The sequence below is a fragment of the Polaromonas sp. 39-63-25 genome (genome assembly GCF_002278925.1).
In the GTDB taxonomy this organism is placed as follows: Bacteria; Pseudomonadota; Gammaproteobacteria; order Burkholderiales; family Burkholderiaceae_C; genus Polaromonas.
The window spans coordinates 14,736-29,026 of record NZ_NCJH01000025.1 but is presented as its reverse complement, the minus strand read 5'-3'; the positions used below and the strand labels follow the sequence as shown (position 1 = coordinate 29,026).

At 63.1% G+C, this 14,291-nt stretch carries 11 protein-coding genes; 7 read left to right on the top strand and 4 right to left on the bottom strand.

Going from position 1 to position 14,291, the window contains the following annotated elements; all coding sequences use genetic code 11:
• The first annotated feature begins 1 nt into the window (after position 1).
• The 4 genes from B7X65_RS21045 (at position 2) to B7X65_RS21030 (ending at position 5,006) form a co-directional block, all read left to right on the top strand.
• Complete coding sequence (locus B7X65_RS21045) at positions 2 to 1,279, top strand: TRAP transporter large permease subunit (protein WP_293596224.1); 1,278 nt, start codon at positions 2 to 4, stop codon at positions 1,277 to 1,279.
• Positions 1,280 to 1,640: 361 nt separating this feature from the next.
• Complete coding sequence (locus tag B7X65_RS21040) at positions 1,641 to 3,953, top strand: NADP-dependent malic enzyme (RefSeq protein ID WP_293596223.1); 2,313 nt, start codon at positions 1,641 to 1,643, stop codon at positions 3,951 to 3,953.
• Positions 3,954 to 4,142: 189 nt separating this feature from the next.
• Positions 4,143 to 4,550, top strand: coding sequence for a ribonuclease domain-containing protein (locus tag B7X65_RS21035; RefSeq protein ID WP_293596222.1), 408 nt, complete (start codon positions 4,143 to 4,145; stop codon positions 4,548 to 4,550).
• 54 nt (positions 4,551 to 4,604) lie between these two features.
• Positions 4,605 to 5,006 carry a barstar family protein gene (locus tag B7X65_RS21030; RefSeq protein WP_096696873.1) on the top strand — a complete coding sequence of 134 codons (402 nt, stop codon included), beginning with the start codon at positions 4,605 to 4,607 and terminating at the stop codon, positions 5,004 to 5,006.
• Positions 5,007 to 5,340: 334 nt separating this feature from the next.
• On the opposite strand, the gene rsmA is transcribed toward B7X65_RS21030, so the two are convergent.
• From rsmA to B7X65_RS21015, 3 genes are all read right to left on the bottom strand, one after another.
• Positions 5,341 to 6,123, bottom strand: coding sequence for a 16S rRNA (adenine(1518)-N(6)/adenine(1519)-N(6))-dimethyltransferase RsmA (gene rsmA / locus B7X65_RS21025; protein ID WP_293596221.1), 783 nt, complete (start codon positions 6,121 to 6,123; stop codon positions 5,341 to 5,343).
• A gap of 145 nt (positions 6,124 to 6,268) precedes the next feature.
• Complete coding sequence (locus B7X65_RS21020) at positions 6,269 to 7,663, bottom strand: peptidylprolyl isomerase (RefSeq protein WP_293596220.1); 1,395 nt, start codon at positions 7,661 to 7,663, stop codon at positions 6,269 to 6,271.
• Complete coding sequence (locus tag B7X65_RS21015; protein WP_293596219.1) at positions 7,656 to 10,130, bottom strand: LPS-assembly protein LptD; 2,475 nt, start codon at positions 10,128 to 10,130, stop codon at positions 7,656 to 7,658. Before B7X65_RS21015 ends, B7X65_RS21020 begins: the two co-directional genes overlap by 8 nt.
• Positions 10,131 to 10,239: 109 nt before the next feature.
• Here B7X65_RS21015 and B7X65_RS21010 point away from each other — a divergent pair, with 109 nt between their 5' ends.
• The 3 genes from B7X65_RS21010 (at position 10,240) to B7X65_RS21000 (ending at position 13,321) form a co-directional block, all read left to right on the top strand.
• Entirely contained in the window at positions 10,240 to 11,313 is a 1,074-nt protein-coding gene (locus B7X65_RS21010; RefSeq protein WP_293596218.1) for a phosphotransferase, read from the top strand.
• 97 nt (positions 11,314 to 11,410) lie between these two features.
• The gene (locus tag B7X65_RS21005) at positions 11,411 to 12,148 is read left to right on the top strand and encodes a 16S rRNA (uracil(1498)-N(3))-methyltransferase (RefSeq protein ID WP_293596217.1); all 738 of its coding nucleotides are present in this window, start codon (positions 11,411 to 11,413) and stop codon (positions 12,146 to 12,148) included.
• 3 nt (positions 12,149 to 12,151) lie between these two features.
• On the top strand, positions 12,152 to 13,321 hold the full coding sequence (locus tag B7X65_RS21000; protein ID WP_293596216.1) for an MFS transporter: 1,170 nt from the start codon (positions 12,152 to 12,154) through the stop codon (positions 13,319 to 13,321).
• Positions 13,322 to 13,381: 60 nt separating this feature from the next.
• Here B7X65_RS21000 and B7X65_RS20995 read toward each other — a convergent pair whose 3' ends face one another.
• On the bottom strand, positions 13,382 to 14,284 hold the full coding sequence (locus tag B7X65_RS20995) for an alpha/beta hydrolase (protein ID WP_293596215.1): 903 nt from the start codon (positions 14,282 to 14,284) through the stop codon (positions 13,382 to 13,384).
• Positions 14,285 to 14,291 lie beyond the last annotated feature (7 nt).

The window sequence follows — 14,291 nt, the reverse complement described above, 5'->3', positions numbered from 1 at the left end:
CATGACCATCCTTATTTTCCTAGGCTCCATGCTAGGCGCTATGGCGCTTGGCGTCCCCATCGCCTTCTCCCTGCTGCTCTGCGGTGCCGCGCTGATGTGGCACCTCGACATGTTCGATGCGCAGATCCTGGCGCAGAACGTGATCAACGGCGCCGACAGCTTTCCGTTGCTGGCCGTGCCTTTCTTCATGCTGGCCGGCGAGATCATGAACGCTGGCGGCCTCTCGCGCCGCATTGTGAACTTTGCGATGGCCGTGGTCGGCCACGTCAAGGGCGGACTTGGTTACGTGACCATCGTTGCCGCCGTCATCATGGCCGCGCTGTCGGGCTCGGCAGTAGCCGACGCTGCCGCCCTGACCGCCCTGTTGCTGCCCATGATGGTGGCGGCCGGCCATGACAAGGCCCGCTCGGCGGGCCTGATCGCCTCTGCCGGCATCATCGCCCCGATCATTCCGCCAAGCATCGGTTTCGTGATCTTCGGCGTAGCCGCCAACGTGTCGATCTCCAAGCTGTTCATGGCTGGAATTTTCCCGGGTATCTGGCTGGCCGTCTCGTTGGTCGTCACCTGGTGGTGGCTGGTGCGCAATGAAACCATCGCCCCGCCGCCTCGCAAGACCCTCGGAGAAGTGCTGGAGGCACTGCGTCTGGCGACTTGGGCGTTGGTGCTGCCATTCATCATCGTGTTCGGCCTGAAATTTGGCGTTTTCACGCCCACCGAAGCCGCCGTGGTGGCCGCCGTTTACTCGCTGTTTGTCTCGACCGTCATTTACCGCGAACTGAATCTGAAGAAGCTGGTGCCGCTGTTTGTGTCCGCCGCCAAGACCTGCTCCGTGGTGATGTTCCTCGTGGCCGCCGCCATGGTCTCGGCCTGGCTGATCACGGTGGCCAACCTGCCCGCCCAGGTCGTGGAACTGCTGCAGCCGCTGCTGGACAGCCCCAAGCTGCTGATGGTCGCCATCATGGTGCTGACCATGCTGGTCGGGACGGCGCTGGACATGACGCCAACCATCCTGCTGCTCACCCCTGTGCTGATGCCGGTGGTCAAGGCCGCCGGCATCGACCCGGTGTATTTCGGCGTGCTTTTCATTATCAATAATGCCATTGGCCTGATCACGCCGCCGGTGGGAACCGTGCTCAACGCCGTGGCTGGTGTCGGCAAGATCAGCATGGGCGAAGTGACCCGGGGCGTGATTCCGTTCATGGTTGCGCAGTTCGCCATCATGTTCCTGATGATCGCCTTCCCGCAGCTGGTCATGGTACCGGCGCGCTGGTTCTATTGAGGTTGGTGACCGATACGACGGCTACGATCAATAAGTGAGCGACATGGTGGCCGAATCCGGGGGGCCCTCCGCGAAACGCTGCGACAAATAGGGGGGTGACAAGGCTAGGCTTTACAGGTGAGTGGGTATTTGGCAGTAACTTCGGATTATTTGCGACATAGCAGCACCCTAGCCGACAGTAACTATGCATCCCTACACCCTACACCGGTTAACTGCTCTCTGATCTTTGTTAAAAAGTCAAAACCACTCCACTGGTTTGCGTAGATCCACGTACTAGGGTTTTCCCCTTGGACGACCTACAATCGCAGACCTTACAAAAAATTGACGGCCCGGCTAGGGCCGCCGCTCAGGAGACAACTTCATGCCCGCAGTGCCAGCCACCCCCGACAGCCAGGAAAAGCGCGACGAGCTGCGCCGCGCCGCGCTGGAGTACCACGAGTTTCCGACCCCGGGCAAGATCGCGATCGCGGCCACCAAGCAGCTGGTCAACCAGCGCGATCTGGCACTGGCCTACTCGCCCGGCGTCGCGGCCCCCTGCGAAGAAATCGTCAAAGACCCGAATGCGGCGTTCAAATACACCAGCCGCGGCAACCTGGTGGCGGTGGTGACCAATGGCACGGCCGTGCTGGGCCTGGGCGATATCGGCCCGCTGGCCTCCAAACCGGTCATGGAGGGCAAGGGCGTGCTGTTCAAGAAGTTTGCGGGCATTGACGTCTTCGACATCGAGATTGACGAAAAAGACCCGGCGAAGCTGGTCGACATCATTGCCTCGCTGGAGCCCACCTTCGGCGCCATCAACCTTGAGGACATCAAGGCGCCGGACTGTTTTTACATCGAGCGCGAGCTGCGCAAGCGCATGAAGATCCCGGTGTTTCATGATGACCAGCATGGCACAGCCATCACGGTCGGCGCCGCGATCCTGAACGCCCTGAAGGTGGTCGGCAAGCTCCCAACGCAGGTCAAGCTGGTGACCTCGGGCGCAGGTGCCGCGGCGCTGGCCTGCCTGGGACTGCTGCTCAAGCTGGGCATTCCGCGCAGCAACATTTTCGTGACGGATCTGGCCGGGGTGGTCTACGAAGGACGCACCGAGCTGATGGACGAAGACAAGATCCAGTTTGCGCAGAAGACCTCGGCGCGGACCCTGGGCGAGATCATTGAAGGCGCGGACATTTTCCTGGGCCTGTCGGCAGGCGGCGTGCTCAAGAAGGACATGGTCAGCAAGATGGCCGCCCGGCCCATCATTTTTGCGCTGGCCAACCCCAACCCCGAAATCACACCCGAAGACGTCAAGTCAGTGCGTGATGACGCCATCATGGCCACCGGCCGCACCGACTACCCGAACCAGGTCAACAATGTCCTGTGTTTCCCCTACATCTTCCGCGGCGCGCTGGACGCCGGCGCCTCCACCATCACGGTCGAGATGGAAATTGCCGCGGTGCATGCCATTGCCGAGCTGGCACAGGCCGAGCAGAGCGAGGTGGTGGCAGCGGCCTACACCGGCGAGCAGCTGGCGTTCGGACCGGAATACCTGATTCCCAAGCCGTTTGACCCGCGCCTGATGATGAAAATCGCGCCGGCCGTGGCGCAGGCGGCGGCCGATAGCGGTGTGGCGCTGCGCCCCATCACCGACATGGACGCCTATCGGGAGAAGCTCCAGAGTTTTGTCTACGCCTCGGGCACGACCATGAAGCCGATTTTTGCGGCTGCCAAAAAAGCCGTCAAAAAACGCGTGGCCTATGCCGAGGGCGAGGAAGAACGCGTGCTGCGGGCTTGCCAGATCGTCGTGGACGAAGGTTTGGCCCGGCCGACACTGATAGGCCGGCCCGCCATCATTGCCCAGCGCATCGAAAAATTCGGCCTGCGGCTGAGGGAGGAGCTCGATTACGACGTGGTCAACGTCGAGCAGGATCACCGCTACCGCGACTTCTGGCAAACCTACCATCGCATCATGGAGCGCCAGGGCGTGACCGTGCAGATGGCCAAGATCGAGATGCGCCGCCGCCTGACGCTGATTGCGGGCATGCTGCTGCACAAAGGCGATGTCGACGGCCTGATCTGCGGCACCTGGGGCACCACCGCCCACCACCTGAACTACCTGGACCAAGTGATCGGCAAGCGCCCGGGCGTCTGTACCTACGCCTGCATGAACGGCCTGATGCTGCCGGACCGCCAGGTGTTTCTGGTCGACACCCATGTGAACTACGACCCCACGGCCGAGCAGCTGGCCGAGATCACGACACTGGCTGCAGAGGAAATGATGCGCTTTGGCATCAAGCCCAAGGCCGCGCTGCTGTCGCACTCGAATTTTGGCTCGTCCAATCTACCCAGCGCACTGAAAATGCGCCACACGCTGCAATTGCTGCGAGACGAAGCCCCGTGGCTGGAAGTCGACGGCGAAATGCACGGTGATGTGGCACTGGACGCTGCGGCGCGGGCGGCGGTCATGCCCAACAGCACCCTGTCCGGTGAAGCCAATTTGCTGGTTCTGCCCAACATCGATGCAGCCAACATTGCGTACAACCTGCTCAAGACGGCAGCAGGCGGCAACATCGCCATCGGCCCGGTCCTGCTCGGTGCCGCCAAACCCATGCACATCCTGACCGCCAGCACCACGGTGCGCCGGATTGTCAACATGACAGCCTTGACCGTGGCAGACGCCAACGCATCCCGATAAGCTTTTTTTAGACAGCTAGCACTAACTTATAACCGCACCCAACGTGGCGATAGACTGCCTGAATTTTGGGCAGGCCCTTGCGTTTTTCTGCGGGATGCGTCAAACTCTACCTCTTGAAATTTAAGGGTTAACCCGGCAACTGCTAAACAATTGGCGGTTGGCTCTGGTTCAAGTAAAACGGATTTTTCCATGTTGCGAAAAAATGGAGCCGGGTGGCGGCTAGTCGCAGCAGTCGTTCTGGCTGCTTTGAGCACGGGGTTCAGCCCGTCCGGCGTAGAAGCCAAAGGGCCAGTCCCCCAGGCCGAAGTCAGCACGATTTCAGTCGCGGCCCTGCCGGAGCAGGGGCGCCACATGGTCCGCTTGATTTATCAGGGGGGCCCGTACAGGTACGACAAGGACGGTTCGGTGTTTGGCAATCGGGAAAGAATACTTCCCGCCAAAAATCGCGGTTACTACCGCGAATACACCGTCAGAACCCCAGGTGAGCGCAGTCGGGGCGCCCGGCGCATCGTTTGTGGTGGTTTAGTACCCACCGCGCCCGATGCTTGTTATTACACCGATGATCACTACGCGAGTTTTCGCAGAATCGCTCAATAAGGTTCAACAGTGATCGTCAACTTTGAATTATTGACTTAAGAAAGAGACGCGGAGATGGAAACACCACTTCGTACTGTTAGACCCAATATCGTGCAATCCATACGCGCCTTCCGCGTGCAGGACTTGCAGGATGCTGCCACCCAGCTTGGCCACCACTTCCTCTACGCCAACCTGGGCAACGCCCAGAGCAAGCAGGACGTGCTGGACATGATCGCGGCACAGTACACATTCCCGGCGCATTTTGGCAAAAACTTTGATGCGCTGTACGACTGCATGACGGACCTGGTTCACAAGTCTGGACCGCAGCCCGGCTTCATTGTCCTGCTGGAGCAGATCCCTGCCAATGCAAAATTTGACAAGGAAGCGCGCGAACAGCTGCTGGATATCTTCAGGGATGCGGCGGACTACTGGGCGGATCGAAAAATCCCGTTCAGATGTTTCTATTCTTTTCTGTAGCCCGCTCCCCAGACATTGGCCAAGGGGATCGGGCGAATGAGGCCCAGCAAGCAAACAGCGCAGACGGCGAAGAGCCGATGCCGACCGACAAACTGCTCGACGTGTCGCCGCTGGCGTTGCGCATGAGCAGCCCGTTCAACGCGGGTTACTGGTTGGCCGCAGCCTGATACTTCCAAACATGCTGCAAAAAAGCCCGTTGTTCAACGGGCTTTTTTCATGCCGAACCGCCGTCTGGTCGGTCGCCACCGGATTGACTGCAAAACGGCTGCGAGCGCTCAATGGATGAGTGCCATTAGCTATCAATTAAATAGCAAAATGACGGTCCGGCCAGGACTCAGGCAACCGCCCCGTTTTCCAGCGCCTGGGCCAGCGCCACATATTCAGCCACCGGCACTTCCTCGGCGCGGCGCTGCACATCGAACGGCGGGCTGTGGGGCCGCTGCTCCAGCCATTGGCCCAGGGAGTGGCGCAGCAGCTTGCGGCGCTGGCTGAAAGCCACACGCACGACCTCGCTCAGCAGCTTGACATCCACCTTCTCCGGCGCAGCCCGGGGGACCATGCGAACCACCGCGCTGTCCACGCGCGGCGGCGGATCAAAACTCTGCGGTGGCACAAACAGCACGTTCTCCATGGCATAACGCCACTGCAGCATCACGCTGAGCCGGCCATAGTCGCTGGTCGCGGGGCGGGCCACCATGCGGTCGATCACTTCTTTTTGCAGCATGAAATGCTGGTCTTCAATGACCTCCACCGCGTCGAGCAGGTGGAACAGGATGGGCGTGGAAATGTTGTAAGGCAAATTGCCGACCACACGGATTTTTCCGGAAGGCCCTGCGCTTTCGGAAGCGAGCTGGACAAAATCAACCTTGAGAACATCGGCCTGGACCACCCGGAGCTGCGGATGAGCCCGCAGTTGCTGCGCCAGGTCCCTGTCCAGTTCAATGACCGTCAGCTTGCCCAGGCGCTCTGCCAGAGGCTGGGTCAGGGCCGCCAAGCCGGGCCCAATTTCAACCATCGCCTGACCCCCCGCGGGTGCAATCGCGTCCACGATGGCGTCAATGATGCTGCGATCAGTCAGGAAATGCTGGCCGAAACGCTTGCGCGGGATATGTTTCACTGCGCCAGACCACGCACGCGATCTCCGCGTGAGACGGACCCCGAAATGCCAGTCCAAGCCGCGGAACCGGCTTTGCCGGGCCGCAGGCGGGGCGCCCCCCCGGGGGGCAGCGAGCTACACGCAGTGAGCGAGCGTGGGGGCGCCATTACTGAGGCGGATCCCGGTATTCGACATAGGCGCGGCCGCGCACTTCCTGCGCCCAGGCGCTGTAGGCCTCTTCAAACTTTTTCTCGCGCAGCGAAGCACGCACAATTTCACGCTGCTCGCGCGGGGATAGCTTGGTGTTGCGCCGCTCCAGCACCTGGATCAGGTGAACGCCGAAACGCGACACGACGGGGTCCCCGACCTGGCCGGGCGCCAGGCTGTTCATGCGCTCCTCGAACTCGGGCACAAACTGGCCGGGGCCGGCCCAGCCGAGATCACCGCCGCCCTTGGCAGAGGCGTCCTGGCTGTTCTCGCGGGCCAGCGCGGCAAAATCGGCCTGTCCGGCAGCAATGCGCTTCTGGAAATCGGCCAGCCGCGCGAGGGCGGCCGCCTCGCCAAGCTGGGCCGTGGGGCGCAGCAGGATATGACGAGCGCGGGTTTCCACCACCGTGGCACCCGGCATGCCGGCGCGTTTTCGCTCCAGCACCTTGAGCACGTGAAAACCGGCACCGCTGCGCACCGGACCGGCAATTCCGCCGATCGGTACATTTTTCGTGGTGTCGATAAAAAGCTCCGGGTAGCGGTCGGCAGGGCGCAAGCCCATCTGGCCGTCGGCGCTTCGCCCCGGCGCATTGGAAAACTCGCCCACCAGCGCGGTGAAGTCCGTCCCGCTGCGCGCGCGTTCTGCCGCCAGTTGTGCCCTGGCCTGGAGGCTGGCCACCTGGGCCGGAGTGGCGTTTTCGGGAACGACCACCAGGATCTGCGCGAGGTTGAGCTCCTGCGAGGCGGGGTCGCCCCCGGCTTCCTGCTCGCGGATGAACTGCTCCACCTCCTGGTCGCTGACCTTCGCCTGGGACTCGAGTTCACGCTCCCGGATCCGGGTCAGCAGGATTTCATTGCGAAGATCGGTGCGGAACTGGGAAAAGACCAACCCCTGGGCAGTCACGCGCTGGCGCAACTCGTCAACGGACAACTGGTTTTGCCGGGCGACATTGAGCACCGCCTCATCCACCATGGCCTCGCTGACCTGCACCCCCAGTTCCCTGGCCAGCTGCAGTTGTGCACGCTCCACGATGATGCGTTCGAGCAGCAGCCGTGCCAGCTCGTTTTTGGGCGGCAACGCCGTGCCTTGCTGCGCCATTTGCTGCTCGGTGCGCAGCATGCGCGCGCGCACCTCGTTGTTGGTAATCGGCTCGGAGTTGACCACGGCCACGATGTAGTCGGCCTGCCGTTGCACACCCGCCACCTTACCCAGGGTGCCCAGACTTGGCACCCGCAACTGGCCAGGCGGCCTCAAGACCTGGGCCTGCGCGGAAAGGGCGGGCAAGCCCAGCACCAGCGCCAGCGCGGCGACGCAGCGAAAGCCAGGACGGGGGGGGAAACTGGATTTAGTCATAGTTGGTAAAGCGGCTGGGTGTCGTGCTCTGCTCACGCAGGTACTGGTAACGCGGGATGTTGGCTTTGAGGGTTTTCAGGGGATTGGAACCAATGCGCGAGAAACCGACGAACTCCAATTGGAACAGGATGCGCGTGTTGTTGGATGAGCTTCCTGCCAGAACCTGCCCCAGTTGGGTACGCTCCAACACAACGCGGCCGATCCAGCAACAGCCGTCGTATTCAATGCCCAGCACCATGTCCACAAATTTCTTGTCGGGCACACTGTAGTTCAGGCGACCGACACTGTACCAGCGCCCGGCGCCCTGACCACGACCGGCGCCCAGATCCTTGCCCTTGTCACCCCACAAATCATTGATCGGCCATTGCCAACCCACATCAAACTGTTCGCTGACATTGCGCTGGCGACGGTAGGCAGCGCTGATGACGCGGTAGTTGCCCGGGTTGTAGCGGGCACCCACCGTCGAACGCTGGGAAATATTGGTTTTCGGGTTGTACTGGACCGTGCTGTCCAGTGACCAGGCCTTCGTCAAGTTCACCGAGCCACCGAACAGCAGGTCGCTGAAACGGTCCGTCACCGGTACCCCCCCAGGCAAGGTGACCTGCTGGTCCTTGAAGCGCAGGCGCTGGGCCACGCCCAAACGCAAGGCCTCGGCACCGGTGTCAGGATCCAGCAGGCGCGAGGTCAGACCCAGCGTCAGCAGGTTGGCGTCTGAAATGCGATCATTGCCGACAAATGCGTTCTCGGTGAACACAGTCGCGAAATTGAAATCGTTCGCTCCCGAGTCATAGTTGGGCAGAGAACTCTGATCACGGTAGGGCGTGTTCACATAAAACGCGCGCGGCTCCAGCGTTTGTGTATAGGCGCGTCCGAAATAACCGGCCTCGCGCTCGAAGGTCAGCCCGCTGTCCAGGCTGAAGGTTGGTACCGTGCGCGAAGCCGAGCGTGCTCCATTAACCAACGCACCGTCAAACTGGTAGGTGGTGGTATTGAGCATCAGCTTGGGCGTGATGTAACCTCCAGGCCGGATCCAGGGTCGGCTCACCTGCGCGAGTGCAAACGCACGGCTGGCGTTGGGCTGCCCGGTCAATCGCCGATCCGACTCAAACCGCGTGTAGTCCGTGCTGATTGAATAGTCGAGGCCGCCCAATCCTCCCACAGGCACATTGGCACGGGTGTAGGCCGCAGTGAGCTGCGGCCTGCGGTCATAAGGTGGCACGATGGGCGAATTTACGTCCTGCAGGGTCTGGTAGGTCAGGGTGCGCAGGGAAGTCGAAAAAAAGCCACGCCCCCAGGTCAGGCTGGCGTCGCTGGGCAGCAGTCGCTGGGTCAACAAGGTACTCGCGCCCGCACTGCCAAACCCCGAAAAATCGCGCCAGTAATTGTCGTCGCTGACCCGGTTCAAATTGAGGTTGATGCCTACACCGCCGATTGCCGGTATGCCCGTGTTGAACCCACCACTATGCAAGTAGTTGTAGGACCAGCGGTTGCTGTTGCGCAACTGGTCATTGGGCATCAGGCTCGCGCGCAATTCACCCTTGTAGCCGGGCTCCAGATAACGAAACTCGCCGGCCAGATCCACCCCGCGCTTGCTCATCAAGGTCGGCGAGAAGGTGGCATCTCGATTAGGCGCAATATCGAAATAATAGGGCACGGTCACGGCCGTGCCACTGAGACTGTCGATCGCAAGCGTCGGCGGCAACACGCCCGACTTGCGCTTGTCGCTGAGCGGAAAGCTGAAGGTAGGTGCCGCCAGAATCGGCACATTCATGAAGCGCAGGACACCGCCCGAAGCCTCGCCGACATCCGCTTCCCTGTCGAGCTTGAGTGTGGTGGCATTGACGATCCACGCCGGCATCCAGCTCGGACCCTCGCCGCGCTGGCAGGTGGTGAAGGTGGCGTTGTGCGCCACCAGACGCTTGTCGTCCAGAAAATCGATGCGGTCGGCTGCGCCATAACCGTCGTTCTGCAAGAACCGATAGTCCGGCGTCAGGAAAAAACCCTCGAAGGTGTCGAGCTTGATTTCCAGCTCCGGCCCGTTGTACAGGTTGCCCGAGCTGTTGACGCGCACATTGCCCCGGGCCTTGACAACATCGGTCGGCTGGTCGTACTCGATCCGGTCGGCGCGTATCGCCGAGCCGCCGCGGCGTAGCTCGGCCTCCCCGTCAACCACGGTTTCGAGATCCGGACGGCCCGACACGCGGTTGCCAAAAACAAAGGTCGGCAGTTCGATGCCCGGACCGCCCGGCGGCTGCTCGGCCAGCATGGAAGTGCTCCTGAGCAGCACCGGCGCACCATCGCTGGTTTGAACACCCGGCAGTTCCTGCGCCTGCCCCGGGGCTGCCGCCGGGCTTTGGGCATAGGCCGGCCCGCCATGCCCCAAGCCCAGCACGGTGCAGGACACCAGGCTGAGAACGGCATGAGCGACCGGAGAATGAATAAAACGCGAGCGGGATGCGCGATGCATCGGAAGTATGAGATAAACCCGTTTGTGAAAGCTGGCCCGATTATCCTATGCCCACCCGACCCTTTCCCCATCTTTTGATGTATCCATTTAAGGCAGGCCGAAAGACCGCATGACCGAATCCCCCATTGTCTGGCCTGATGCCACCCGCGCCGGTGCTTTTTCCGCCTGGCTGCAGGCCCATGCCTCTACCCACGGCCTGCTGCCAGAAACGGTGCAACCAGCATCGGCCGACGCCAGTTTCCGCCGCTATTTCCGGGTGCGTACCGCCGACGGCGGCAGTTGCATCATCATGGACGCCCCACCCGCGCAGGAGGACTGCGCGCCTTTTGTCAAGGTCGCCGGGCTGATGGCGGGCGCCGGGCTGAACGCGCCGCGCGTGCTGGCCTGGGACCAGGCCCAGGGCTTCATGCTGCTGAGCGACCTGGGCGCCCGGACCATGCTCGAGGTGATCGAGCAGCAACCCGAGGCTGGCAAGGCCCAGCGCGCCTACGGCCTTTACCGGGAGGCGGTTGATGCGCTGGTCCGCTGGCAGCTGGCCTCGAAGCCCGATGTCCTGCCGCCCTACGACGAAGCCCTGCTGTCGCGTGAGCTGGCGTTGTTTCCCGACTGGTATATGGAAAAACACCGCGGCATCACCATCGACAGTACCCTGCGCGGCAAGCTCGACGGCCTGTTTGCGCAGATCAAGGACAGCAACCTGAATTCGCTGGGGGGCGCACGGGTGTTTGTGCACCGCGACTTCATGCCACGCAACCTGATGGTTCCGGAAAGCGGTGAGCCACGGTTAGGCGTGCTCGACTTTCAGGACGCGGTTTACGGGCCCATCACCTACGACATCGCCAGCCTGATGCGCGACGCCTTCATCAGCTGGCCGGAAGACTTCGTGCTCGAGATCACCGTGCGTTACTGGGAGCAGGCGCGCAAGGCCGGCCTTCCGGTGGGGGATGATTTCGGGGAGTTTTACCGCGCGGTGGAATGGATGGGGCTGCAACGCCACCTCAAGATTCTTGGCATTTTTGCGCGCCTGACCCTGCGCGACGGCAAGCCTAAGTACCTGGCCGACACGCCGCGTTTCATCACCTACGCACGTTCGACCTGTGCGCGTTACCGCGCACTCGGACCGCTGATGGTGCTGCTCGACGAGATCGAAGGCAACGAGACCCGGGTGGGCTACACGTTTTGAGCCTTCTCTCCAACGTCGAATCCGGCCCGGTCCCTTTGGGACCAAGCACGGACAGCTACATATTTCATAGCAACATGCAAGCACCCGAGGACCGGCCGTGACAGCCCGCTTCTATGCCGACCTGCCGCTGGCCAGCGGCGATGCGCTGGCCCTGCCCGAGCGCGCCGCGCGCCACGTGCAGGTACTGCGCCTGCAGCCCGGCGACGTGATCACGCTGTTCAACAGCCAGGGCGGCGAGTTCCAGGCGACGATTGAACGCATGGGCCGCAGCGACGTGCAGGTGAAGGTCGACACCCACAGCGACGTGGAGCGTGAAACCCGCCGCGCCGTGCACCTGGCCGTGGGCATGCCGGCCAATGAACGCATGGACTGGCTGGTCGAAAAAGCCAGCGAACTGGGCGCAGCCAGCATCACGCCGCTGATGGCCGAACGTTCGGTGCTGCGCCTCAAGGGTGAACGCGCCGACAAGAAGGTCGCGCACTGGCAGGGCGTCGCCATCGCCGCCTGCGAACAGTGCGGGCGCAACCGCCTGCCGCCTGTGCATGCGGTCGACACACTGAGCGACTGGCTGGCCGCCCTGCCGCCCGTCGCGTCGGCCGAACCGCGGCTGCTGCTGTCGCTGCGCGCCGGCACGCAGCCCCTGGCGCAAGCGCTGGCTGCGTATGACAGCACGACCCCCGTGACCCTGCTCAGCGGCCCCGAAGGCGGCCTGAGCACGGCCGAAGAAGACACCGCGCTGGCCCGCGGCTTTCTGCCGGTGACCCTGGGCCCGCGCGTTCTGCGCGCCGAAACCGCGCCGCTGGCCTGCCTGGCGTTGCTTACACTGGAAAACTGAACGATGAACCGCAATCTCTGGCTGCTGGCTGTCTGCCAGGGCCTGTTTCTCACCAACAACGTCACCTTCATCGCCATCAACGGCCTGGTCGGGCTGGCACTGGCACCGCTGGGCTGGATGGCTACTCTGCCGGTGATGGGTTATGTGGTGGGCGGGGCACTGTCAACCGGCATCGTCGCGCGCACGCAGAAGCGTTTCGGCCGCAAGGCCTCGTTCCAGTTCGGGCTAGGGGTGGCGGTCCTGTCGGCGCTGCTGTGCTGTTATGCGGCCTACAGCCGGAACTTCTGGCTGCTGGTGACCGCCACCGTGGTGGCCGGTTATTACAACGCCAATGCGCAGCTCTACCGTTTTGCCGCCGCCGAGCTGGCGTTGCCGGCCTTCCGCGAAAAGGCCGTCTCGCTGGTGATGGCCGGCGGCCTGATCGGGGCCATCGCCGGTCCCAATCTCGCAGCGGGCACACGCAGCCTGACCGAAGTTCCTTTTGCCGGGGCTTACCTGGCGCTGGCCGGCGTGGCCCTGCTGGCCATGGCCTTGCTGGCATTCATCCACTTCCCGCCAACGCCGCCCCAGCAAGCCGCCAGCGGCGGTCGGCCCCTGGGCGAGATCATGCGCCAGCCGGTGTTCATCGTCGCGGCCGCGGCCGGCGCGCTGGGCTTCGGGGTGATGAACCTCCTGATGGCAGCTACGCCGATCGCCATGCAGGTCTGCGGCTTGCCGTTTTCCGACGCTGCGCTGGTGCTCGAGTGGCATGTGATCGGCATGTTCGCGCCCGGTTTTTTCACCGGCCACCTGATCAAGCGCTTCGGCACGCTGCCCATCATGGCGGTGGGCCTGGCGCTCAATGTGGCCTGTGTGCTGGTGGCACTGTCGGGGGTCGATCTCCACCAGTTCCTCATCGCGCTGTTTTTGCTCGGGGTGGGGTGGAACTTCCTGTTCACCGGCAGCACCACGCTGGCCCTGACCGCCTACCGGCCGGAAGAAAAAGACAAGGCGCAGGGCGCGCTCAATTTCTGCGTGTTCGCGGTGCTGGCGCTGTCCTCACTGGCCTCCGGCGTGCTGGTCACCACGCAGGGCTGGACGCTGCTGAACCTGGGCTCGCTGCTGCCGCTGGGCCTGACGGGGTTTGCGCTGGCCTGGCTCGCACTCCGGAATCGGGCCTTGCGCAGCGCCTGATTCGCTATAAATTCAGGAGCTGTCTGCGCAGGAAGGGCGAGGGCTGCAGGCTTATTTGGCTTAAAACCGGGCGTCCAGCCAGGCCTTCAGGCTGGCAAACACCGGCGCCGCGTCCAGCTCGTTGAAGATCTCGTGGTACAGCTCGTCAAAACAGCGCGTGGTCACGACCTTGGCGCCGCCGTTGCTCGCGGCAGCCTCGGCAAAAGCACGGCTGCCGGCCGGGTTGACCAGCCTGTCGGCACCGGCATACATCAGCAGCGTCGGCGTGCGCCAGGTGGATGCGGCGGCCACCGTTGCCGGCCCGGCGGTCGCGATGAACTTGGCCAGCCGCGCGGAAATCTTGGCATGCACCAGCGGATCGGCCAGGTACTTGCTGACCACCTGCGGGTCATGCGAAATGAACTCGGGCTTGAGGCCGTTGTTGACGCGCAGATTGGGTGCAATCGCCGGCAGGGTGGCCAGCAAAAGTTTCTGGATCGCATTGAGCCCGGGATCCAGCGCCGGCGAGGACATCACCAGGCCATCGACCGGCCGCAGCCCGAGCGACACAAAACGGCCCGCCACCAGACCGCCCAGGCTGTGGCCCAGCAGGATCAGCGGCAGGGGAGCGTCCGCCGGCGCCGCACCGTCCGCGCGCGGCAGGCGCAGCGACCGCTGGCGGGTGTCATCGACCACCTCGGCCAGGTCCTCGAGCAGCAGGGTCTCGCTGGACAGGCCGCCGCGCTCGCCGCCCGATTCACCGTGACCGCGCTGATCGTAGGCGCGCACCGCAAAACCCCAGTCGAGCAGGTGCTGCGCCACATGGTCATAGCGGCTCGCGTGTTCGCCCAGGCCATGCACCAGCAGCACCACCGCGCGCGGCGGCAGGGCGTTGTCGGCCTGCCAGGCCTCCATCGGCCACTCGTAGATCGCCAGGTTTTCGCCGTCGCGGGCCGTGAACGGCGCCAGCAGGGGATGATCCATGACTTGC

Bases quoted from the DNA above. Each gene is read 5' to 3' on its own strand.
- B7X65_RS21045 (WP_293596224.1), top strand. From the start codon at position 2: ATGACCATCCTTATTTTCCTAGGCTCCATGCTAGGCGCTATGGCGCTT.
- B7X65_RS21020 (WP_293596220.1), bottom strand. From the start codon at position 7,663: ATGACTAAATCCAGTTTCCCCCCCCGTCCTGGCTTTCGCTGCGTCGCC.
- B7X65_RS20995 (WP_293596215.1), bottom strand. From the start codon at position 14,284: ATGGATCATCCCCTGCTGGCGCCGTTCACGGCCCGCGACGGCGAAAAC.
- B7X65_RS21000 (WP_293596216.1), top strand. From the start codon at position 12,152: ATGAACCGCAATCTCTGGCTGCTGGCTGTCTGCCAGGGCCTGTTTCTC.
- B7X65_RS21015 (WP_293596219.1), bottom strand. From the start codon at position 10,130: ATGCATCGCGCATCCCGCTCGCGTTTTATTCATTCTCCGGTCGCTCAT.
- B7X65_RS21030 (WP_096696873.1), top strand. From the start codon at position 4,605: ATGGAAACACCACTTCGTACTGTTAGACCCAATATCGTGCAATCCATA.
- B7X65_RS21035 (WP_293596222.1), top strand. From the start codon at position 4,143: ATGTTGCGAAAAAATGGAGCCGGGTGGCGGCTAGTCGCAGCAGTCGTT.
- B7X65_RS21040 (WP_293596223.1), top strand. From the start codon at position 1,641: ATGCCCGCAGTGCCAGCCACCCCCGACAGCCAGGAAAAGCGCGACGAG.
- B7X65_RS21010 (WP_293596218.1), top strand. From the start codon at position 10,240: ATGACCGAATCCCCCATTGTCTGGCCTGATGCCACCCGCGCCGGTGCT.